The sequence below is a fragment of the Breoghania sp. genome, from assembly GCF_963674635.1.
Taxonomy (GTDB): Bacteria; Pseudomonadota; Alphaproteobacteria; order Rhizobiales; family Stappiaceae; genus Breoghania.
Genome location: NZ_OY771475.1, coordinates 4,211,118 through 4,231,129, shown reverse-complemented (window position 1 = coordinate 4,231,129; position 20,012 = coordinate 4,211,118). Strand labels below are relative to the sequence as shown.

General features: G+C 61.2%; 18 protein-coding genes. 9 read left to right on the top strand and 9 right to left on the bottom strand.

The window, feature by feature from the left end:
* Positions 1 to 246: 246 nt before the first annotated feature.
* Entirely contained in the window at positions 247 to 1,269 is a 1,023-nt protein-coding gene (locus tag ABGM93_RS18305; protein WP_321501908.1) for an AraC family transcriptional regulator ligand-binding domain-containing protein, read from the bottom strand.
* A gap of 249 nt (positions 1,270 to 1,518) precedes the next feature.
* Between ABGM93_RS18305 and ABGM93_RS18300 the strand changes: the two genes are divergently transcribed.
* The 3 genes from ABGM93_RS18300 to ABGM93_RS18290 all read left to right on the top strand — a co-directional run bounded on the left by ABGM93_RS18300 (position 1,519) and on the right by ABGM93_RS18290 (position 3,892).
* Positions 1,519 to 2,370 carry a cysteine hydrolase gene (locus ABGM93_RS18300; RefSeq protein ID WP_321501907.1) on the top strand — a complete coding sequence of 284 codons (852 nt, stop codon included), beginning with the start codon at positions 1,519 to 1,521 and terminating at the stop codon, positions 2,368 to 2,370.
* A 232-nt stretch (positions 2,371 to 2,602) separates the two neighbouring features.
* Positions 2,603 to 3,091 (top strand): YHS domain-containing (seleno)protein, encoded by a 489-nt coding sequence (locus ABGM93_RS18295; RefSeq protein ID WP_321501906.1) that lies wholly within the window; start codon positions 2,603 to 2,605, stop codon positions 3,089 to 3,091.
* A 150-nt stretch (positions 3,092 to 3,241) separates the two neighbouring features.
* Complete coding sequence (locus ABGM93_RS18290) at positions 3,242 to 3,892, top strand: class I SAM-dependent methyltransferase (RefSeq protein ID WP_321501904.1); 651 nt, start codon at positions 3,242 to 3,244, stop codon at positions 3,890 to 3,892.
* Here the strand turns inward: ABGM93_RS18290 and ABGM93_RS18285 are convergent.
* The 6 genes from ABGM93_RS18285 to ABGM93_RS18260 all read right to left on the bottom strand — a co-directional run bounded on the left by ABGM93_RS18285 (position 3,825) and on the right by ABGM93_RS18260 (position 10,791).
* A complete protein-coding gene (locus tag ABGM93_RS18285) occupies positions 3,825 to 5,627 on the bottom strand; it encodes an HAD-IIIC family phosphatase (protein WP_321501902.1) in 1,803 nt (600 codons plus the stop codon). The genes ABGM93_RS18290 and ABGM93_RS18285 overlap by 68 nt on opposite strands.
* A 229-nt stretch (positions 5,628 to 5,856) precedes the next feature.
* Positions 5,857 to 7,104 (bottom strand): ABC transporter substrate-binding protein, encoded by a 1,248-nt coding sequence (locus ABGM93_RS18280; RefSeq protein WP_321333307.1) that lies wholly within the window; start codon positions 7,102 to 7,104, stop codon positions 5,857 to 5,859.
* A 95-nt stretch (positions 7,105 to 7,199) separates the two neighbouring features.
* Complete coding sequence (locus ABGM93_RS18275; protein WP_321333309.1) at positions 7,200 to 8,063, bottom strand: carbohydrate ABC transporter permease; 864 nt, start codon at positions 8,061 to 8,063, stop codon at positions 7,200 to 7,202.
* Positions 8,060 to 8,971 carry a sugar ABC transporter permease gene (locus ABGM93_RS18270; protein ID WP_321333311.1) on the bottom strand — a complete coding sequence of 304 codons (912 nt, stop codon included), beginning with the start codon at positions 8,969 to 8,971 and terminating at the stop codon, positions 8,060 to 8,062. The genes ABGM93_RS18275 and ABGM93_RS18270 overlap by 4 nt, the downstream gene beginning before the upstream one ends.
* On the bottom strand, positions 8,971 to 10,089 hold the full coding sequence (locus tag ABGM93_RS18265) for an ABC transporter ATP-binding protein (RefSeq protein WP_321501899.1): 1,119 nt from the start codon (positions 10,087 to 10,089) through the stop codon (positions 8,971 to 8,973). The genes ABGM93_RS18270 and ABGM93_RS18265 overlap by 1 nt, the downstream gene beginning before the upstream one ends.
* 66 nt (positions 10,090 to 10,155) lie before the next feature.
* On the bottom strand, positions 10,156 to 10,791 hold the full coding sequence (locus tag ABGM93_RS18260) for a TIGR00725 family protein (RefSeq protein WP_321501897.1): 636 nt from the start codon (positions 10,789 to 10,791) through the stop codon (positions 10,156 to 10,158).
* 301 nt (positions 10,792 to 11,092) lie between these two features.
* Between ABGM93_RS18260 and ABGM93_RS18255 the strand changes: the two genes are divergently transcribed.
* On the top strand, positions 11,093 to 11,569 hold the full coding sequence (locus ABGM93_RS18255; protein WP_321333318.1) for a hypothetical protein: 477 nt from the start codon (positions 11,093 to 11,095) through the stop codon (positions 11,567 to 11,569).
* A 42-nt stretch (positions 11,570 to 11,611) separates the two neighbouring features.
* Here the strand turns inward: ABGM93_RS18255 and purT are convergent, their stop codons facing one another.
* Together purT and ABGM93_RS18245 are read right to left on the bottom strand one after the other, a co-directional pair.
* Positions 11,612 to 12,772: a formate-dependent phosphoribosylglycinamide formyltransferase gene (gene purT, locus ABGM93_RS18250; RefSeq protein ID WP_321501895.1), complete on the bottom strand. Its 1,161-nt coding sequence runs from the start codon at positions 12,770 to 12,772 to the stop codon at positions 11,612 to 11,614.
* 123 nt (positions 12,773 to 12,895) lie between these two features.
* A complete protein-coding gene (locus ABGM93_RS18245; RefSeq protein WP_321501893.1) occupies positions 12,896 to 13,792 on the bottom strand; it encodes a LysR family transcriptional regulator in 897 nt (298 codons plus the stop codon).
* Positions 13,793 to 13,962: 170 nt separating this feature from the next.
* Here ABGM93_RS18245 and ygiD point away from each other — a divergent pair, with 170 nt between their 5' ends.
* From ygiD to ABGM93_RS18220, 5 genes are all read left to right on the top strand, one after another.
* Positions 13,963 to 14,787 (top strand): 4,5-DOPA dioxygenase extradiol, encoded by an 825-nt coding sequence (gene ygiD / locus ABGM93_RS18240; protein WP_321501892.1) that lies wholly within the window; start codon positions 13,963 to 13,965, stop codon positions 14,785 to 14,787.
* Positions 14,788 to 15,311: 524 nt separating this feature from the next.
* The gene (locus tag ABGM93_RS18235; protein ID WP_319775297.1) at positions 15,312 to 15,770 is read left to right on the top strand and encodes a (2Fe-2S)-binding protein; all 459 of its coding nucleotides are present in this window, start codon (positions 15,312 to 15,314) and stop codon (positions 15,768 to 15,770) included.
* A gap of 4 nt (positions 15,771 to 15,774) precedes the next feature.
* On the top strand, positions 15,775 to 18,027 hold the full coding sequence (locus tag ABGM93_RS18230; RefSeq protein WP_321501890.1) for a molybdopterin cofactor-binding domain-containing protein: 2,253 nt from the start codon (positions 15,775 to 15,777) through the stop codon (positions 18,025 to 18,027).
* A gap of 562 nt (positions 18,028 to 18,589) precedes the next feature.
* Entirely contained in the window at positions 18,590 to 19,234 is a 645-nt protein-coding gene (locus ABGM93_RS18225; protein WP_321501887.1) for a 3-oxoacid CoA-transferase subunit A, read from the top strand.
* A gap of 9 nt (positions 19,235 to 19,243) precedes the next feature.
* Positions 19,244 to 19,906, top strand: a complete 663-nt coding sequence (locus tag ABGM93_RS18220) for a 3-oxoacid CoA-transferase subunit B (RefSeq protein ID WP_321501885.1) — start codon at positions 19,244 to 19,246, stop codon at positions 19,904 to 19,906.
* Positions 19,907 to 20,012: the final 106 nt, after the last annotated feature.

Genomic DNA, 20,012 nt, shown 5'->3' with positions numbered 1-20,012 from the left:
GGCCCCTCAGACATGCGGGATTTCCGTCGCCAACATGCGAGCAAACCTCCGCATGGGGAAAACCGTCCCTCCGCCTCTCAGATCATACGCAAGATGAAGGCGGCCGTGGGATTCGGCTCCTTAAGGGACGATCCGGGAAAAGCCAGCCTCAAGGTGACGGGGTAACCCGCCATCGAATCCGCCCCGAAACCATGCCTGGGAATTGGCACAGAGGCGCGGCACCTCGGAGCACGGCCCAGGGGCCGTTTATCCTGCATGGATGGAGGTGCGTTGTTCCTGCCGGAATGCGCCCGGCGTCAGCCCTTCCCACCTCTTGAAGGCGCGCGTGAAGGCGCTCTGTTCGGAAAACCCGGTGAGGAAGGCGATCTCGGAGAGGGAATAGCCGGTTTCCTTCACCAGTTCCTGCGCCAATTCGCGCTGCGCCACACTGACCAGCTTCAGATAGTTGCGCCCTCCTTCGGCCAACCGACGCTGCAAGGTGCGGGTTCCCATGCCGAGGCGCGCTGCGACATCGGCAAGTTGCGGCACCCCGTCGCTGAGCATCGAGGCGATCTCCTCGATCACCTGCCTCGCCAGCCGGTCCTGCTCCGTGACCGAGGGCGGCAACATCTGCTCCAGATGATCGGAGAAGAATTTCCAGATCCCGGCATCGCCCACCGGATTGGGCCGATCGACGTCCTCAAGCGAGAACTGCATCTTGTCGACCTCGGCACCAAACTCCGGCTCTATGCCGAAATGTTCGGCAAGACTGGCAGTCCCTCCCTCGCGCCGATGCGCGAACTCAACCAGCACAGGTGTCAGGTCAGAGCCGCTCGCCTCCCGGCAAAGCGTGAGGAACGTCGCAAGCGCCGCTTCGTTCGACAGGAAGTTCCCCAGCCGGACCGGCTCCGGACGACGATGCGTCCAGCAATAGATGTCTTCGTTTTCCTCGACTGAGAAGTCGGATGCCTTGTTGTAGAGGCGCGCATAGCGCCCCATGCGCTTGAACCCGTGCCGAAGCGTCGGCGCGGATTTCAGCGCCAGCCCGACCGCGCCGAACTCCTCGCACCGCATATTCGCGCAGACCCGCATGTGAAAGCGCAGCTCGGGCCATTCGCTCTCGGCGATGATCTCCAACAGCTGAAAATAATCTTCCGCACGCACACGCATATCCGGAAGTCTGGCTTCCTCCTCCGTCAGGCCGACAGACGCATAAAGCGCCGCTTTGTCCGGCAGATTATGCGCCACATCGATCTGCTTGCGCACGAACATCGCGGAGATATCCGTCACATCCGCTTCCCCCCCGAAAAAGCGATGGAATCGCAATCGCCGCATGCCCACTCACGCGACTGTGAGCATTGAGCCCCGCTTTGTCACGCAGCGTCAAGCCCTTGTCAGCGGCGGTCAATACCACATGCCGCGCCTCGCAGTATCCAGGTCTCGTTCAGAAACAAACGGAGCGGATCACCGGTCACACGGGCTCTCCAGGCAAAGCCACAGTGAAATCCGCCTGAATGGCGCGAAACGAGGAAAATCACCATGGGACTGAAACAGCAGGCTCTCAAGATCAGCATGACGGTCGCCGGCGCCGGGCTCGGCGCGGGACTGACCATCGTCGCCGGCGCGCTCATCCTGGGCCTTGGAGCCAGCCAGGCTCCTGCGCAGGACAAGGAGGCGCGTGCCGCAACCGCAACCATGCCGCCGATCAATGACGGCCTGCCGATGCCGGGCTTCGAGATCACCCGCGGCAACACGGCACTCGTCATCACCGACCCGCAAAACGACTTCCTGTCCCCCAAAGGCGTGACCTGGGGCGTCGTCGGTCAGAGCATCACCTCAAACGGCACGGTCGACAATCTCGCCGCGCTCTTCGATGTCGCCAAGCGTACCGACATGCCGGTCTTCGTCTCGCCGCACTATTACTACGAGCACGATCACAAGTGGCACTTCGAGGGCGCACTTGAGCGCCTGATGCACAGTATCGGCATGTTCGACCGCCCGGACGCGCTGAGCCTTGAAGGCTTCGAAGGATCGGGTGCGGACTGGCTGGAGCGCTACAAGCCCTACATCAACGACGGCAAGACCGTGGTGACAAGCCCGCACAAGATCTACGGCCCCGACAGCAACGATCTGGCGCTGCAGCTGCGCAAGGCCGGGATCGACAAGGTGATCCTGGGCGGCATGTCCTCAAATCTCTGCACGGAATCGCACATGCGGTCCCTGATCGAGGCGGGCTTCGAAGTCATGGTGGTGACCGACGCCACCGCCGGTGCGATCACCGAGCATTATGACGGCTATGCCGCGTCGCTGACGAATTTCCGCATGATCGCCAGCGCAATCGACAACACCGAAAACACCGTGCGCGCCATCGAGGCTGCCCACGGCATGTGACCCCCGGCGCTTTCCCGGCGCCCCCGGCCAACCACAGGATAAGGCCTGCGACCTTGCACGCCGCAGGAGGCCCCCGCCTCGGGTCGCGACCCTCCCGGCTGAAATCCTGTGGTTGGCCCCCTTTTTTTTCCACGCTGAGCCTGTGTCGGTGCGCCTGCGGGCCACCGCCATGATCGACCAACGGCCCACACCGAAACGGGCCACCTGCTAAAACCTGAAAGAGGACCCTGACATGACCTTGAAGACCGGTATCAAACTCGCATCCGTTCTCGTACTGGCAAGCCTTGCGGCCGCCCCGGCCTTTGCCGAGGACGAGTACAACGTCACCAACGGCTACACGCTGGACGGCGCGCCGCTTGCGCTGCACGGCATGGACAGCGTGGCACTTGCAACGTTGAACGCCGCCACCCCGGGCGTTGCATCCCACACCGTCGTCCATGATGGCGTGGCCTACTATTTCTCGTCCGAAATCAGCGCGGAAAAGTTCGCGGCCGAACCACAACGCTACATGCCCCAGTATGGCGGCTTCTGCGCCTTTGCGGTCGCGCTTGGCAAGAAGCTGGTCGGCGATCCGCGCTATGCCGACATCGTCGACGGCAAGCTCTATCTCTTCGTCAACGCCGCGGTCTTGGAGAAATACAAGCAGGACCCGGAAGGCACCTTGAGCAAGGCAGCCGAAACCTGGCCCTCCATCCGCCATGCCGCAGTCGGCAGCCTTTGACAACGCGATGGTCGGCAGGTCTCCTGCCGACCATCGTGCGGAACGCGGAGCAGGACGCCGTCACGGACATCCTCGAACTCTGCACAGATCTTGCGAACCTTGTGATATACCACCCTGCGAAATGAGGACAAATCATCGGAGTGGCAGCGTATGAGCTTGTGGGCTGATTTTCAGAACAACACCGGTCGACTAATTCACAAGCCGAAGCACTACCTTCCCATCTACGAAAGACACCTTGCCCGGTTCGTGAACCAGACCGTAACGCTTTTCGAGATTGGCTGCGGCCACGGCGGCTCCGTTGCCATGTGGAAACGATTTCTCGGCCCCAACGCGCGTATTGTCGGCATCGACATCCGCGAGGAATGCAGCGCCTTTGAAGAAGATCAGGTCTTCATCCGCATCGGGAGCCAGGCCGACACCCGATTCCTGGGCAAGCTGGTGTCTGAATTCGGCCAGCCGGACATCGTCATCGACGACGGCAGTCACCAGATGAGCCACATCCGCGCAACATTCGATTTCCTCTACCCGAAAACCAACCAGCGCGGCGTCTACATCGTCGAGGACCTGAACTTCGCCTACAATCCCAATCTGGGCGGAGGTTATCGCGAGCCACGTTCCTTCATCGAATACAGCAAGGAGCTGATCGACCGTCTGCATGCCAGATACACGGAAGAGGTCGCCGAAGACGAGTTCACTCGCACGACCCTGTCGATGCATGTCTACGATTCAATGATCATTTTCGAGCGCGGCCGACACGATACGACTGTCCACCAGCACCGAGGCCGACAGCCGTCCAAATAGCGTCAGGAAGCCCCATCCGCCGGAACCATCCCGAATGCTCGGCCCGTGAGCGCGCCCCGTCGGCTTTGTGATCCGATATCCGATCCCGGATCGCATCCGCAATTTTCTTGTAGCCATGCCGATTGAGATGCTCTTCGGCAACGACATCCTCTCGCTCGATGAGAGTATCGATGTCGATCGCATGGACCTGATCGTTTCGCGCGGCATAGGCATCACAGAAACTGTTATACGCGGCGCGACCCGCTTCACCGAACGGGGCGGTGCTGTAGAACGTGTTCTGTTTCAGAAGAAAGACCGGTGAGCCTTGCTTTTTGCGCTTCATGATGGTCTTGAGCATGCGCTCCAGTATCTTCACCCGCGCCTTTGTGCTGATTTTCACCTCCCGGATCTTGCCGGTTTCGAACAACTCGGGCCGGTTTGTCTGAAGCCACGCGAAGTTCGGCATTATCTGGCGCAACAAAAGCCCGTCAGCCGTCTCGATATAATGACCCAGGAGGACCCCACCCAGCGACAGCAACAGAGCATCTGCAGAAACGAGATCCTTGTGTAGAGCAAGATATTCCGTCTCACGCCATACGGGGAGATTGTTGAGGATCGCCGAACGGTGCACCTGTTTCGCGTCGCTCAAAATGAGCCCCGGGCAGTCGGAACGGATCATCAGATCGTCGCGGGCATAATTCACATACTCCGCCACATTCGGCCCGAAAAACGCGCTTAACTGAAGCAATTCGCAAGAACCGAGCAGGAGGAGGCGATCTTCCTGCGCACAAATCCCCACTCCATCTGCCCCAGTGTCGTCGGAGACCTGAATCCAGTCAATCGAGGGGCATGCCGACAAGTCGCCGGAAACTGGCCCCACGATCGTGATCTCAGGTCTGCCCAGGAAATCGTAGACGAACTGCTCGACCCCCATATTCATCACTCGGCATGAAAAGACGAAATGGGCAAGCTGTGACCCCAGATAGTTCTTGCGCAGGAGATAGAACCCGACGATCCCGTAATCGCCGAAATCGTCTCGACACCGGATGCACGCCGCAGAGATGCCGAATTGCGCGAGAAGCCCCAAAAGCTGCAACCGCGCGCCCGAGCCCTCCAGACGAACCTTTGTGAAATTGAGTTGATTGGTTCGCTCAATCAACTCCAGAACACGATCCAGATTGGCCTCGATGTCATGATCGAAGGAGATCCGGATATTGCAGCTGCGCAGGAAATCCTCGTTCCCCGCCTCATGTCCGGCCCGGGCACCAATCTTTTTCTCGATCAGCTTGTAGTGGTTCAGTCGGCTCAGCGAAGTGTCGTCCTTCCCGACCAATCCCGGCAAGTTGAGCAGCCCCGGCAACACCTCCTGCGGAAGCCCGGTCTGCAAGCCTTCGTTAAAGAACTTCGCCTCCGCCAGATTGGCCGGATTATCGTCTATGAAGAGGCAGTTGACGGGCCTCAGCCCGAAATCCGCGATCAGCGCGGCGATGGTCTCGCCCTTCGGAGCCCAAGAAATCCGCGGCATGACGAAGTAGTCCCAAACGCCCAGATCGCGCAGCGCCTTCTCGGCCGTCGCATGGTCGTTCTTGGAGACGATGGTCGAGATGATGCCGCGCTGCGCAAGCGTCTCCACCATTGAAATATTGGCAACAATGGGCGCGATGCCTTCTTCGGACAACGTACCTTGCCAAAAGGTCTCGTCGAGATCCCATATGATCAGCTTCACAGGATCGGTGCTGTCGCTTGCCACTTTCATCCGCAGCTCACATAAGATCTTGATTACGGCATACTAAAAACGCACACCTGGATGCCGCTACGTTTTCCGCGACGTGTAGCTTCTTTCTTATAGCCACACGGATTCGCAATGGAAAGAGCACTCAAGGACGCTCGCGCGTTGGCATGCGCCACCCAGCGGACGGCAAAGCCCGGACGGTTTCCCGCCCGGGCTTCAACGGTTGGCCTGGCTCCCGCCAGAACGTTACGGCTTATTCCATGCCGAGTTCGGCACGCACGTTGTCAGCCGTTGCCTTCATCGTCTCCGCCGGGTCGGCGCCATCGCGCACTTCCACCAGAGCGGCGGCGATCTCGTCGGTCACGGCAACACCGTTCGGGCCCGGATAGGCGTACCAGGGACCTGCATAGTTCGCGATCTGGGTGTGGGCCACGCGCGAATTCGGGTTCTTCTTGTAGAACTCGCCAAGATAGCTGTCATCGCGCACGAGGATGGCATTGGCCGGAGCGTAGCCGGTGTTCTCCACGATGATCTTCTGCCCGACAGGGCCGGTCACGAAGGCGATATAGTCCCACGCGGCCTTCTGCTTGGCTTCGTCCTTGGTCAGCATGACGATGCCGGACCCGCCGGTCGGGAAATAGATGGAGGTCTTGTCCTCGGCCGAAAGCGGGACGCCCTTCACGACGACATTGAAACGATCACCCGCCGCCTTCTCGAAACGCGCCTGCAGGGAGGAGCTCTCCAGCATGATGCCGAGGGTGCCGGCCGGGAAAGCCTGACGGGCATCGTTGGCGCCATAGGGCTTCATGCCCGCTTCCTTGGCAAAGCGCTGGTAGAGACCCGCCGCCGCGATGCCCGCTTCGCTGTCGAAGGTGACGTTGCTTTCGTCTTCGTTCAGCGGACGCCCGCCATGGGAGCCCAACAGCGACTGGTACCGCCAGTCATGCGGCTCGATCCAGATCCCGTCGATGGTGCTGTCCAGCGCGTTGATCTTGGCGGCCAGCTCGATGATCCCGTCGAAATCGGTTGGGAAGTCGTCCATCGATCCCCCGGCCTTCTTCACCAGTTCCGGGTTCACATACATGACCAGCGTGGATGCGGAGGTCGCGAGGCCGTGCTGCTTGCCCTTGTAGGCGCCCAGCGACAGCAGCGCGGGCGTGTAGCCCTTCTCTTCCGGATTGTCACCGATGAAGGCGTCGAGCGGCTGCGTCATGCCGCGATCTTCAAGGATACGCAGGCGGTTCAGGCCAACATAGGCCACGTCCGGCATATCGTTCGCCACGTTCTGACGCAGCAGGCGCTGCACGCCTTCCGCATAGGTGTCGGCCGGACCGTCAAGCTTGATGGTCACGTCCGGATGGGACTTCATGAACTCCTCGGCGAGGATTTCCTGCGTCGCGGTCCAGATATTCGGATTGGCGTAGTCGACCCGGATGGTGGTCTGTGCCATGGCCGCAGTGGACGCCAGCGCAAAGGCTGCGGCAACGAATGCGGTTTTCATGTGAACGGCTCTCCTGTTTGAATCAGCAGGTCTGTGTGCCTGCAATCGAACCAATCGACACGGTTGGTTCCGTGTTCATTGCGCTTATCAGTCCATCAGCCCTTGAGACCGGCGGTCGCCAACCCCTGGGTGAATTTGCGTTGTGCGATCAGGAAGGCGACGACAAGCGGCGCCGTGATGATCACGGTTGCGGCCATCAGCGGTCCGACCTGATTGCCGGCCTCCTGATCGCGGAAGTAGAGAATGCCGCGCGGTGGCGTCGCCAGTTGCGGATCGCTGGTGGCGATCATCGGCCAGAACAGATCGTTCCAGTGCGCGGTGACGGAGAAGATCGCGAAGGCGGTGGCCGCGGGCAGAACCAGCGGAAAGGCGATCCGCCACACGATTTCCGTTTCCGACATCCCGTCCACCCGCGCCGCCGCGAACAGTTCGGACGGCAGTTGAGAAATGGCCTGACGGAAGAGGAACAGCCCGAAGGCCGTCGGCATGAAGGGCAGGATCAAAGACCAGTAGGTGTTGAGAAGCTGCACCTTCGCCAAACCCAGAAAGACCGGGATCGCGGTCACCTGGAACGGCACCAGCAAGCCACCCAGAACCATGGCGAAAAGCACCGGTTTTGCGCGGAAATTCCGCTGCGCCAGCGCATAGGAACACGGCACCGCGAAAGCGATCTGGAAGAACAGGATCCCGCCCACCACGATCAGCCCGTTGAGCAGGTAGCGCGGAACGTCCGTCTGCGTCATCGCGACAACGTAGTTCGACCACTCCGGCGTTGACGGCAACAGGTGGATGACGGGCGAGAAGATCTCGTCCTCGGGCTTCAACGACAGCGACACCATCCACACGAAGGGCAGGAGAATGAACGCCGCCCCCGCAAGCAACAACACGATCGGGATGGAGCGAAGAATGAGACGACGCAGGCGATACAGCGGCGACTTGGAGGAAAGGTGCTGGCTCATCGGTAGTGCACCTTTCTTTCGACGATCCGGAATTGGGCGAAGGTGAGTATCAGAAGGAAGACGAAGAGCACGACCGTGATCGCGCTGGCATAACCTGCCTTGAAGTAGACGAAGCCTTCCCGGTAGAGCGCGTAGACGAGCGTATCGGAGGCATAGGCCGGACCGCCCTTGGTCAGCGTTGCGACCGTCTCGTAAACCCTGAAGGCATTGGATGCGGTCACCACCATGACAAACAGCGTGGTTGGCCCGAGCATCGGCCAGGTCACCGTCCAGAAGCGGGACCACGCATCCCCCGCCCCATCCACTTCCGCGGCCTCATAAAGGTCGTTGGGAATGGCGACGAGACCGGCCAGGAACAGCACCATGTTGTAGCCGATCGTCTGCCAGATGCCGATCATGGCAAGCGTGTAGAGCACCAGGCCCCGATCACTCAGCCAGTTCTCCGGCGCCCCGCCCAACGCCGCCAGCATGTGGTTGACGATGCCCAGCGAGGGATGCAGCACCATCTGCCAGGCCACCGACATGGCGACCAGCGTCGCCGTGACGGGCAGGAAGTAAACCGTGCGCAACGCACTGGCGAAGCGCGGCGCCCAGTTCACCATGCGATGCAGGCCCATGGCGACGAGCAGACCGAAGCCGACGGAAAACGGAATGACGATCGACACGTAGATCAGCGTGTTGACCATCGCCCGACGCCCGATCCGGGAGCCGAACATCTTTGCGTAGTTGTCGAAGCCGATCCAGTTGAAGGACGAGGCGCCGAATTGATAGTCGGTGAAGGACAGGAACGTCACGACAGCGACCGGCACGAATATGAAGAGCACGAGCACGCCGATCCCGGGCCCTGTCAGCCACGCGGTCGTGAGCGCCTCGCGCCGTTCGATGGACATTCGCGGCAAGAGCGCCATCAGACCGCCCTCCCGGCCATCGGCACAGGCTCTTCGGCCGTTGCTGCGATGCGCTTGCCGCTTGCCGGATCGAAGGCATGGAGACGATGCGGCTCGTAGCCGATGCGGATACGGCTGCCCTGCGCGGGAATGGCGTATTCACCGTCGGCGATGGCACGAACCTCATCGCCATTGTCCAGCCGCAGCATCAGAAGGGTCTCTCCCCCCAGATACTCGACCGCCTCCAGCACACCCTCCATCTGCCCGTCCTCACACGGGTTCAGATGCTCCGGGCGGATGCCGTAAACGGCCTTTTCGGCAGGAAGGCCCGCGGGCAGATTGTCGGCCTCGAAGAAGTTGATGGCGTTGTTGCCGATAAAGGCTGCGACATCCCGCGAGGCGGGCCGCTCGTAAAGCTCACGCGGACTTCCCGCCTGCGCAACATTGCCCGCGATCATCACCACGATCTGGTCCGCCATGGCCATGGCTTCCGACTGGTCGTGCGTCACATAGACGAAGGCCTTACCGGTGCGCGCATGCAGCGCCACCAGCTCGGTGCGCATGCGCACACGCAGACGGGCATCCAGATTGGACAGCGGCTCGTCGAGCAGGAACACCTCCGGATCACGCACGAGCGCCCGCCCCAGCGCGACGCGCTGCTTCTGACCGCCGGAAAGCTGGCCGGGCTTTCGTTGCAGGAGCTCGCCGAGGCCCAGGGTCTCCGCGGTCTCCTTCACCTTGGCGTTGATCTCGCGACGCACGCGACGCACGCCGGGAGACAGAAGCCCGGCAAGCGGCAAGCGTCCCCACACGCTCAGGCGGCGCATGGCCAACGGAAGGGCCATGTTTTCCGCCACCGTCAGATGCGGATAGAGCGCGTAGGACTGAAACACCATCGCGATGTTGCGCTCATGGGCGGTCTGGCCGGAGACCTCTTCGCCGTTGAGGCGAACTTCGCCAGAGGTTGGCCGGTCGAGCCCCGCCATGATCCGCAGACTGGTGGACTTGCCACAGCCCGACGCACCCAGCAGCGCGGTGAAACTGCCCGGGGGCACGTTAATACAGATATCGTCCAGGACCCGATTGGTGCCGAAGCTGCGGCTTACATGGTCGAACGATAGGGCAGGCGTCTGTGTCAAAGTGGGGTCCGAATTGGAGGATTCCATGGAAATTTTCTAACACTCTGGCGAAGTTGAATGTAAGTTTTATGACAACTTGGCGGATTGCAGCATATGCTCCGCAACAAGTTCGACGGCCTCGTCCACGGACGCGGCATGTTGTACGCCGTCTACATTGGCCGCACCTTCGAGCCCGATCACGGGCTTGGAGAAATGCAGCCCGTAGGCGACCTCTGACAGAGTGCCGTAGGAGTTGCCGACGGCAACCAGCACCTGACAGGACTTGGCGATGATCATGTTCCGCGCCTCGCTAAGGCCCGTGGCAATGGGCAGGGCGATGTAGTCATTCGCATCGCGCCAGCTGTGATCGGGCACGAGCCCGATCGTCAGGCCGCCCGCTTTCAGGCATCCCTTGGAAACAGCTTCCATCACGCCGGTTTTTCCTCCACACATCACGGTCAGACCGAGCTCGCCAAGCGCCATTCCCAACGCTTCAGCCGCCTCAAGCTGCGCCGTGGTCGCCTCCCGCGGACCTATAACGCCGACCGGAATCCGGCGCGCCCTGCCACTTTCACCAATGCACTTCAATGCGGTCTTCGCATCGACCTCGCGCACCGATTCCGGCATGGCGACATCCGATTTCCAGCACCAGCCCCAAGGATCCAGCTCTCCCGAAGCACTGAAAATCCGGGCGCCATCAACCCCGTAGAGCCTTGTAGCCATCAGGTAACTCCATTATCGTTGTGTAAATTATCTTCCAACTCAACGGGCGTCTTAACACATCCTTATGACAGTCGTGCCCCTTTCCTCCCGCCAGGAGCAGATACTTGGCCTCACCGAGCGGCAAGGCTTTGTAACAATTGACAATTTGGCGCGTGCCTTTGGCGTTTCTGCCCAGACAATACGTCGCGACATAATCGCCTTGTCGGAAGCTGGACGGCTACAGAGGTTCCACGGCGGAGCCGGTCCCGTCGATGCGCAAGAAACCTTACGACTCGATCACCATCAAAAGACTCACATCTCGGTGGAGGCCAAACGCAGGGTCGCGAAGCAGACGGCAGCCGCCATTCCCGACGGCGCCAGCGTCTTCATCGACGTGGGCACGACGATGGAGTTCACCGCCGAGGCCCTCGATCAACGCTCCGGCCTCAGGGTCTTCACCAACAGCGTGCGCGCGGCCCTCGCCTTCGATCCCGCCCGCCACGACGTGAACGTGCTGGGCGGACGTATGAGCGGGCGCGACGGGTCGCTGACCGGCGAGGAAATCATCACCGCCCTGCACGGACTGCATTTCGATTACGCGCTGATCGCCTGTTCGGGCATTGAGGAAAATGGCCGCGTGATGGATTTCGACATGTCCAAGATCGCGGTGAAAAAGGTGGCCATGGCGGCCGCTCGTCAGCGCTTCCTGCTCGCCACGCCCAGCAAATTTGGCAGAAGCGCGCTGGCGATGATCGCGAAGCTGTCGGAGTTCGACCGCGTCATCGACGGCGAAGAATAAGGCCGCGAAGGCCCGGCCCTGAAAGGCCAGGCCTTTTCGATATCAGTGAACCTTGACCTTGGACGCAATTTCCGCCGCGCGCTTGCGCATGGCGTCCATCGTCTCTTCGCCGCTGCGGTCATAGGCGAGCACCACGCCCATCCGGCGATAAGGCCGCGTCGTCGGCTTGCCGAAGATCTTCACGTCGGACTGCGGATAGGCGCAGGCCTCCTCCAGACCGGAGAAATGCGGCACGCCTTCTTGTGACGCGAGGATCACCGCGCTGACGCCGGGATACCGCTGCTCGATCTCCGGGATCGGCAGGCCCAGAAGCGCGCGGGCGTGAAGCTCGAACTCGTTGAAATTCTGCGTGCCCGCCAGCGTCACCATGCCGGTGTCATGCGGACGCGGGCTGAGTTCGGAGAAATAGACCGCTCCCTCGGCCAGAAAGAACTCGATACCCCAGATACCCGCCCCGCCCAGCGCGGAGGTGACCTTGGCCGCCATGTCCTGACATTCCGCCAGCTGGTTCGGATCGATGGCGCAGGGCTGCCAGCTCTCCTGGTAATCGCCGCGCTCCTGCCTATGGCCGATGGGCGCGCAGAAGAGCGTCTCGCCGGTTTTCTGGGTGACCGTCAGAAGCGTGATCTCGGTGTGAAAGTCGATGAAACCTTCGACGATCATCTCCTTCAGGTCACCGCGCGAGCCTTCCAGCGCGTAGTCGAAGGCGGGACGCATGTCGGCGGGCGTCTTGACCACCGACTGCCCCTTGCCGGAGCTCGACATCAAGGGCTTCACCACGCAAGGCATGCCGACCTTCTCGACCGCCGCCTGAAATTCCTCATAGGTCGTCGCATACTCATAAGGCGCGGTGCGCAGCCCCAGATCCTTGGCCGCCAGATCGCGAATGAGCTTGCGGTTCATCGTGAAATTCGCGGCCTTGGCGCTGGGCGTCACCTGAATGCCCTGCTCCTCATAGGCATAGAAACGATCGGTGCGGATGCTCTCCACCTCCGGCACGATGATATCGGGCGCATGTTTGGCGACAGCCGCATCGAGCGCGTCGCCGTCGAGCATGGAGAACACCTCAAAGCCGTCGGCAACCTGCATGGCGGGTGCGCCTTCATAGGCGTCGCAGGCAATCACGGTGTGGCCAAGCCGCTTCAGCGCGATCACGACTTCTTTTCCCAGTTCGCCGGAGCCGAGCAGCATGATTTTGGTCATTCGTTTCTTCCCGATTTCTGGCCCATGTTCTGGCGCCCATCCCGTATCCCGACGGGATTCACCTCGATTCCCGCGCACAATAGGGCCAATCGGCCGTTTTCCGAATAGTGAAAAGAAGTGCCGTCACAGGATGCCCGCCGCGCGAATGTCCTGCGCCGCGAAGTCGATCAGTGCACGCACCTTGCGCGGCAGGGCGCGGCCTTCCAGATAGACCGCGCTCAGCGGGCTGCCCTCGCCCTCGTAATCTTCCATCAGCCGGACAAGGCCACCGGAAGCCAGCTGCTCCCGTACGGCGAAACGCGGGGCGTTGGCGATGCCAAGCCCGTCGGCTGCAAGACCAGCCGCGGCCCGAGCGGAATTGACGCGCAGCTTGCCGTCCACATTGACCGTGATCTCCTGCCCATCGCGCACAAACGCCCAGCGCCGGGGCACCCGTCGGTTCGTATCGACGATGCAATCGTGCTGCAGAAGCTCGTCAGGCGCGCGCGGAGTCCCGTTGGCTTCCAAATAGGCCGGACTTGCCACCACTACGGTCTGGAATGTGCCGAGCTTGAGGGCTTTGAGCGAGAGCATTTCGCTTGTGCCCAGCCGGAAGGCCACATCGATGCCCTCGCTCGCCAGATCGACATATCGATCGCTCAGCCTCAGATCGAGCTTGAGGTCCGGATTGAGGCGCGCAAAGCGGCCGAGCATTTCGGCCACATGGATCTCCCCGAATGTGAGGGGTGCGGATATGCGGATGACGCCCGAATAGCCTTGCGAGCTTTCGGCCACATCTGACAGAAGCGCGTCCAGATCGTCGAGCAGAACCGGCGCCCGCGCCAGCAGATCCTCCCCCGCAGGCGTCAGGCCAACACGCCGGGTCGTGCGCTGAAACAGCCGAACCCCAAGCCGTGCCTCCAGCCCCGCCACATATTTCGACGTCAGCCGGTTGGAAACCCCAAGCTGTTCCGCCGCCGCGGTGAAAGACCCGGTCTGGGCGGTGGCGACAAAGGCCTTGAGTTCATCGACAAGATCCATGGCGCGCCTATTGTGAACATAATGGAGATAGTCATTCTATACACTCGCCATTTCGTTGAAAAGCCTCAGCCCCTATTTTCTCATCACGACACCGAAGGTCGCCAGGGCGCGGTCTGAACGGGAAGCCTACACAAGCGGGGCCTATGGAAGCCTTGTGAAAGGAGAACGGCGTGAGCACTGCACAAGACCTTAAGACCCTTCATGACCGCCTGTCGCCGAGCGACAGGATGCCGCTTGTCTTTCTCGGTCACGGCAGCCCGATGAACGCTATCGAGGACACCGCCTTCAGCCGCGCCTGGTCGGAGCTAGGCCGCAGCCTCCCCCGTCCCAAGGCGATCCTCGTGGTCTCCGCCCATTGGATGACGCAGGGCACCACCCTTGTCGATGTGTCGGCCATGCCGCGCACCATCCACGATTTTTATGGCTTCCCGCCCGAACTTTACGCCCAAACCTATCCGGCCGCGGGCGATCCCGAGCTCGCGCGCGAAGTGGTGACCCTGCTGGCCAGTCATCACGCGGAGGAAGACGAGACATGGGGCCTCGATCACGGCGCATGGACCATTCTGCAATTCCTTTACCCGGAAGCCGATGTGCCGGTTTTTCAGGTCTCCATCGACATGAGCCGGGGGCTCGACCACCAGCTTGAGGTCGGCAAGACGCTCTCCGCGCTTCGCGATCGCGGCGTCCTCATCCTTGGCTCGGGCAACGTGGTGCACAATCTGCGCACCATGCGTCCGGGCGGAAAACCGCAGGATTTCGCGGTGGAGTTCGATACGCTCTTTACCGAGCGATTGACCGACCGCGACCTCGCCACGCTTTCGGATCCCGGCCAGCTGGGCAGCCTGTTGCACATGGCGCACCCGACGCTCGACCACTATCTCCCCGCCCTCACCATCGCAGGCGCGTCAGATACACGCGACGAGCTGACCTTCATGACCGACGCCATCGATCTGGGCTCGGTCTCCATGCGGTCCTTCGTGTTCCACGCGGCCTGAAAGAGCGGGCCACGCGTTTCGAAGACACGTGGACACAGATCTGGCCGCGAGGATCCGACCGGCGCGGCCAGGCTCAAGGCGAGCCCCGGCCGCCACCGGCACCGTGTCCCCTTGATCTGCCCCCGCGCGTCGCGCGTCCCTCATGGCTCGCGATCTCCGGTCAAGATCGAACCATATTTCAAAATCTGGAACGGCCCTGTCCAATTGTGATCCGACACGCATCTTGCCGGCGGGCATCACGAAAATCTTTTCAAATCCGCAGCCCCATACAAACATCTGATTTTCATAATGTTTGGTGAGATCCTTCGCGGCGAAACCAGCCGCGGACGACCGGCAGCTATTCTCTGTCAGCTTGTCGCACCTATTTAGCAACGTCATACGGTTTTCCGCTCAGCGCAAAAGCCATTGATGAACACGCGATCCTGCTGATCTGTCCATCCGCGAGCGCGCGCGTCGCATGCGCGCCTGCGGCATTTTTCGACAGCAGCAGGACTGACAAACCAAGCCAGCCGGATGAGTGAGCCATGGAACTCGAAATCAACGATCAATCCTATGAAATCCAGTCGGACGGCGAGACGCCGCTGCTTTGGGTCATCCGGGATGAACTGGGACTGACCGGAACGAAATATGGCTGCGGCATCGCCCAGTGCGGCGCTTGTTCCGTTCTGGTCGACGGTGTGGTGACGCGCTCCTGTGTCACCCCCGTTGACAGCGTTGCCGGCAGCCGGATCACCACGATCGAGGCGATCGAGAAAGACGAGGTTGGCAAGAGGGTCGTCGACAAATGGGTCGAGCACCAGGTGCCGCAATGCGGCTATTGCCAGTCCGGACAGGTCATGGCCGCGACCTCGTTGCTGAAGGAAACACCGAACCCGAGCGAAGACGACATCGCGGCGACGATGAGCAACCTGTGCCGCTGCGGGACCTATAACGCGATCAGCGCGGCGATCCACGATCTCGCCGACGAGACGAAGGAGGGTTGAACGCATGCTCGACAAACAGGAACTCGACCGCCGAACGCTTGCCTCTTCGTCCCCGACCAACATTTCCCGCCGGGGCTTCCTCCTCGGCTCCGCCGCGGCCGCCACGGGCGCATTGGTGTTGAGTGTCGGCCTGCCCACCCGGGCAGCCTTCGCCGAAACGGCGCCCCTTCCCGCAGGCACCCGTGTCCCGGCTTTCCTTGAAATCCGGCCCGACAATTCCGTGCGCCTCCTCAGCCCCTTCAACGAGGGTGGCCAGGGTGTTTTCACCGCCATGGCGCAGATCGTGGGTGAGGAACTCGACGCCGACCCGGCCACCTTCGTGGTCGAGAACGCGCCGGCCGGCGATGACTACAAGGTCATGGGCCCGCCCATGGGCCGCATCACCGGCGGCAGCATGTCGGTGCGCTCAAGTTATGACGTGATGCGGCGCCTGGGTGCGCTGGCCCGCCAGATGCTGCTTCTGGCAGCGGCCAATCGCCTTGAGGTTTCCATCGATGACCTGACCACCGAGCCTGGACAGGTTGTTCACGCCACAAGTGGCCGGAAGCTGAGTTACGGCATGCTGGCCGAGGCCGCGATGGATCTGCCCGTCCCCGATCCCGACAGCGTCACCTTGAAGGCCCCGGACACCTTCTCCTGGATCGGCAAGCCGGTGGAGCGGCTGGATGTGCGCGACAAATCGACGGGCAAGGCCGTCTATTCGATCGACGTCCAGGTGGATGGCATGCTGCATGCCGCCGTCCAGCACGCTCCGCGTCTTGGGCTGACCGTTGGCACCCTCGCCAACGAGGATGACGTGAAGGCCATGACCGGCGTCCACTCCATCCACCGGCTCGACGGCGCGGTCGCAGTGGTCGCGGAACGCTGGTGGAACGCCAAGCGCGCGGTTGAGGCGCTGGAAGTGCAATGGAACGACCCGGGCCCGGACGGCACGAACAAGCGTTACATGCCCGCGGATTTTTCGACCAAAGCCTTCCGCAAGCAACTCGCCGGGGAAAAAGCCGAGGGCACGACGGCGGAAGCCGAAGGAGACGCGCCGGCCGTTCTTTCAAAGGCGGACACCGTGATTGAGGCGACCTATTTCGCCCAGTATCTGCATCACGCCCAGCTTGAACCGCCCTCCACGCTCGCCCGTTTCAACGAGGATGGCACCCTCGACATCTGGCTTCCCAATCAGGCGCCGGAAATGTTCCAGGCCGCCATCGCCAAGATTGCCGGACTTGAACCGGCCCAGGTGAACATCCACTCACCAATGCTTGGCGGCTTTTTCGGGCGACATTTCCTCTATGCGGACGCCAATCCCTACCCGCAGGCCATCGCGCTTGCAAAAGCGGTGGGCCGACCGGTCAAACTGATCTGGAGCCGCGAGGAGGAATTTCTGCGCGATCCGCTGCGCCCGATGGTTGCCGTGCGCATGCGCGCAAGCCTCTCTTCCGACAGCATGCCGGAGGCGCTGGAAATCATCAGCGCCTGTGAAGGCCCGATGGAAGCGAATTTCGGACACAATCCGAAGGCTGTGGACCCGACCGCGGTGGAGGGATTGTCCGGCAAGAGCTACGCCATCCCCAATCGCCGGATCGCCCAAGCCTATGTCAGGAGCCCGGCCCCGGTCGCCTTCTGGCGGTCGGTCGGCAACTCCATGAACGATTTCGTCTACGAGTCGTTTCTGGACGAAATGGCCGACAAGGGCAGCCTCGACCCATTCGAGCTGCGCATGCGCCTGCTGAAAGATACCCCGCGTCTCACCACGCTTCTGCAGCATGTGGCGGACTTGTCCGGCGGTTGGAAGCGCGGGCCGTTCCAGGCCGAGGACGGCACCATGCGGGCCCGCGGCATCGCAATGGCGTCCCCCTTCGGCAGCCATACCGCCGCGATTGCCGAAGTGTCCCTGCGCGACGGAGCGGTCGTGGTGCATGACATCTGGGAGACCATCGATCCCGGCACCATCGTGAACCCGGCAATCATCGAAGCGCAGATCCGCTCTGCCGTCGCGCTGGGTGTGTCCCAGGCCCTGGTGGAAGACACGGTCTATGAAAGCGGCGCGCCGCAAGCCCGCAATTTTGACGGCTACCCGATCCTGCGCCCGGACCAGATGCCGCGCGTCCATGTCGGCATCATCGAAAGCGGCGAGAAAATGGGCGGCATCGGTGAGCCGGGCCTGCCCGCCATCCCGCCCGCCATTGCCAATGCGGCGTCCCACCTGAGCGGGAAACGCGTGCGCTCCATGCCGCTGTCCAAGATCACGCTCGACGGCTGAGGGACGCAGCCGAGCCCCTCGATGGATACGACCAGCCGCCCGTTCACAAGCGCGGCTGGTCACCCCCACCCTTTTTCAAAATAACATGCCGCGGTCGATCATCCTGCCGGGCGAGATCATGCGGAAGGCTTTTGATCGTGCGACACTCATTCGCTCGATGCGAAGCGCTAATACTGTTTCTTTTTACAATGCTCAATTCCGATCAAATCTATGTCGCGGCACACAAGAGCAAACGTCCGAGATTGACAATTCTCATGCAGTCGACAAATTTAAATAATCATTTGAATTAGCCCGCCTAATCAATACCGAGAACTTTGCGGACGTCACGGCATACGTATAAATGCCATTATTTCCGCACTCAGCACTTCGCGCTACGTCAACTTCCTGCGCCAGCAAACTACCAAAGGTACTTTTTTAACCGCAACTATATATTTGCTAATTGCTTAACTTGTTAATTTCTTTTTTTACTTGTTTTTGTTTTGACTGTTGTGTCGCATCTTCAAGAAATGATAAACGCTGTAAAGTCCTATTCAATGAATCACAGGTTGAAAGTGACACCGACGTGAAACCAATTATTTCTGCGCAGGAAGCGGTGGACTTCATCCCCGCAAAAACCTCCCTGATGATCGGCGGCTTCATGGCTGTCGGCTCACCGTTGAAAATCATCGCGGCTCTGGAGGAGGCGAACGTCTCCGACCTGGAGATCATCTGCAATGATACGGGGCTCCCCGACAAGGGATGCGGTCGCCTGGTGACAAACCATCAGGTCGCGAAGGTCGTGGCCTCCCATATCGGCCTGAACCCGGAAACCGGCAAGCAGATGAATTCCGGCGAGATCGAGGTGGAACTGGTTCCCCAAGGCACCCTCATCGAGCGCATCCGCTCTGCAGGCGCGGGCCTTGGTGGCGTCCTGACCCCAACCGGCGTTGGCACCATCGTCGAAGAGAACAAGCAGAAGCTCACGATCCAAGGCAAGGAATACCTGCTTGAGGAGCCGCTTCGTGCCCAGGTGGCAATCATCAAGGCGAGCATCGTCGACAAGGCCGGCAACTGCATCTTCAACAAGACCACGAAGAACTTCAATCCGGTCATGGCCACGGCAGCAGATCTGGTGATCGTTGAAGCCGACAAGGTCGTCGAAATCGCCGAAATCGATCCGGACCGCTTCATGCTTCCGGGCACTTTCATCGACTACATCGTGCAGTGAGGGCGGATCATGGACAAGAAACAGCTCAGAGATCGCATTACCTCACGCGTCGCCAAGGAACTGGAACCGGGCAGCCTCGTCAATCTCGGCATCGGCATGCCGACCCTCGTGGCCAGCAAGGTCGAAGCCGACAGCGGGATTCAGTTCCAGTCGGAAAACGGCATGATCGGTGTCGGCACGGTTGAGCCGTGCGACGAGAGCATCGATCACGACATCACGAATGCCGGCGGCATGCCCGTCTCCGCGACGCCGGACGCCACCTATTTCGACAGTGCCATGTCCTTCACGCTGATCCGCGGCGGACATGTCGATGCCTCCGTGCTCGGCGCGCTGGAAGTCGACGCCTCCGGCAGCCTCGCGAACTGGATCATTCCGGGCAAGATGGTTCCCGGCATGGGCGGCGCGATGGACCTCGTGACCGGGGCCCGCAGGGTGATCATCGCGATGGAGCACTGCAGCAAGGACGGCAGCCCGAAGATCCTGAAGGAATGCACCCTGCCGCTCACCGCCGTGGGCGCGGTCGATCTCATCGTGACGGAACGCGCCGTCATCAAGGTGACGGAGAACGGCCTTGTGCTGACGGAGAAGGGCGAGGGCTTTGAGGTGGAGGACATCATCGCCGCAACAGACGCGCCCCTGACTATCGCGGAAGATCTGAAGACCTTCGGCTGAGGCCACAACACATCCGACGGCTGCACGGATCCTCCGCCTGCAGCAACACCAGCCGGTTCGGGGGCAGCCCAGCGCTTCTCCCGAACATCAAGACCGGCGGCACACG

Bases quoted from the DNA above. Each gene is read 5' to 3' on its own strand.
- ABGM93_RS18270 (WP_321333311.1), bottom strand. From the start codon at position 8,971: ATGGCGCTCTTGCCGCGAATGTCCATCGAACGGCGCGAGGCGCTCACG.
- purT (WP_321501895.1), bottom strand. From the start codon at position 12,772: ATGACCAAAATCATGCTGCTCGGCTCCGGCGAACTGGGAAAAGAAGTC.
- ABGM93_RS18285 (WP_321501902.1), bottom strand. From the start codon at position 5,627: ATGAAAGTGGCAAGCGACAGCACCGATCCTGTGAAGCTGATCATATGG.
- ABGM93_RS18235 (WP_319775297.1), top strand. From the start codon at position 15,312: ATGGAACTCGAAATCAACGATCAATCCTATGAAATCCAGTCGGACGGC.
- ABGM93_RS18300 (WP_321501907.1), top strand. From the start codon at position 1,519: ATGGGACTGAAACAGCAGGCTCTCAAGATCAGCATGACGGTCGCCGGC.
- ABGM93_RS18245 (WP_321501893.1), bottom strand. From the start codon at position 13,792: ATGGATCTTGTCGATGAACTCAAGGCCTTTGTCGCCACCGCCCAGACC.
- ABGM93_RS18280 (WP_321333307.1), bottom strand. From the start codon at position 7,104: ATGAAAACCGCATTCGTTGCCGCAGCCTTTGCGCTGGCGTCCACTGCG.
- ABGM93_RS18295 (WP_321501906.1), top strand. From the start codon at position 2,603: ATGACCTTGAAGACCGGTATCAAACTCGCATCCGTTCTCGTACTGGCA.
- ABGM93_RS18275 (WP_321333309.1), bottom strand. From the start codon at position 8,063: ATGAGCCAGCACCTTTCCTCCAAGTCGCCGCTGTATCGCCTGCGTCGT.
- ABGM93_RS18220 (WP_321501885.1), top strand. From the start codon at position 19,244: ATGGACAAGAAACAGCTCAGAGATCGCATTACCTCACGCGTCGCCAAG.
- ABGM93_RS18260 (WP_321501897.1), bottom strand. From the start codon at position 10,791: ATGGCTACAAGGCTCTACGGGGTTGATGGCGCCCGGATTTTCAGTGCT.
- ABGM93_RS18230 (WP_321501890.1), top strand. From the start codon at position 15,775: ATGCTCGACAAACAGGAACTCGACCGCCGAACGCTTGCCTCTTCGTCC.
- ABGM93_RS18290 (WP_321501904.1), top strand. From the start codon at position 3,242: ATGAGCTTGTGGGCTGATTTTCAGAACAACACCGGTCGACTAATTCAC.